This window comes from Nostoc sp. ChiVER01 (assembly GCF_034531155.1).
Taxonomy (GTDB): domain Bacteria; phylum Cyanobacteriota; class Cyanobacteriia; order Cyanobacteriales; family Nostocaceae; genus Nostoc.
On record NZ_JAVRBS010000072.1, the window covers coordinates 1 to 1,512 of the forward strand.

The 1,512-nt window shown below is 44.0% G+C and carries 1 protein-coding gene; it reads right to left on the reverse strand.

The genetic code is table 11. The features are described from left to right. Positions 1–1,512: amino acid adenylation domain-containing protein (locus RMY00_RS36005; protein ID WP_322652128.1), on the reverse strand; the 1,512-nt coding region annotated here is incomplete at both ends.

Here is a 1,512-nt window from a genome sequence, read left to right on the forward strand (position 1 = left end):
TACCTTACCGTTAGGTGTCAAGGGTAATGCCTCTAGCATCACAAAAGCTGCTGGCACCATGTAATTTGGTAGCTGTGTTTTTAAGAAATCCAGCAGTTCATTTGTAAAATTCGTTTGATCTTTCTTAGGAACAAGATAAGCAAGCAAACGCTTAGAACCACCCACATCCTCACTAGCAACCACCACAACTTCCCGCACCCCTTGGTATTGACCTAAAACCGCCTCAACTTCTCCCAATTCAATGCGGAAACCACGAATCTTCACCTGAGAGTCAATGCGCCCCAAATACTCAATCGTCCCATCAGTCGCATAGCGAGCTTTATCCCCTGTTTTATACAGGCGAGGACTACTAGCAGCCATCTCATCCTCAAATGGATTGGCAATAAACTTCTCAAGAGTCAAATCTGCTCTATGCAAATAACCCTTTGCCAATCCCACCCCACCAATATGCAATTCACCTGGTACACCCACAGGCACGGGTTGGAGATATTTATCTAATATATGAATTTGCGTATTGGCTATTGGTCTGCCAATCGGCACCACCCTCTGCTGGCTATTTCGCTGACAATGCCACCAAGTGACATCAATCGCTGCTTCCGTCGGGCCGTAAAGGTTGTATAACTGTGCCTCAACACGCTCAAAAAATCTTTCCTGAAGTTCTAACGATAAAGCCTCACCACTACAAATCACCCGTTTGAGGCTGTGACATTTGCCTAATTCTGGCTCACTCAGAAATACTTGCAGCATTGAAGGGACAAAGTGAACTGTGGTAATCTCCTCTGTGGCAATGAGTTCTACTAAGTAAGCACTATCTCTATGACCGTCGGGTTTGGCAAAAACTAAACTTGCTCCTGTGATCAGCGACCAGAAGAATTCCCACACTGAAACATCAAAGCTAAAGGGTGTTTTTTGCAAAACTCGCTCTGATGATGTTAGTTGCAAAGCATCTTGCATCCACAACAAGCGATTGCATAGGGCTTGATGAATGTTGATTGCTCCTTTGGGTTTACCTGTGGAGCCGGAGGTGTAAATTACATAAACTACATCATCTGGGCTGACATTGGTGTTGAGGTTTTGGGAATTTTGTTGAGCGATTTGCTGCCAGTCGCTGTCTAAGCAAATGATTTGTGTTTGATGTTGGCTGAGTTTTTCGACTAAATGCTGTTGTGTTAATAAGACTGGGGAATTGATTTCTTCTATGATCAAAGCCAGTCGTTGTTGGGGATAGTTTGGGTCTAGTGGTACGTAAGCGCAGCCTGCTTTGAGGATGCCCAATATTCCGACTATCATTAACAGTGAGCGTTCTGCACAGATGCCTACTAGTGTTTGTGGTTTGATTCCTTGTTTTTGCAAGTGGTGGGCTAGTTGATTAGCTCTGATGTTTAATTGTCGATATGTGAGTTTTTCCTTGCCATACTCTACTGCTACTGCATCGGGTGTACGCTCTACTTGCGCTTCAAATAACTCATGTAGGCAACTGTTTGGGTATTCTACTTTTGTGTTGTTCCATTC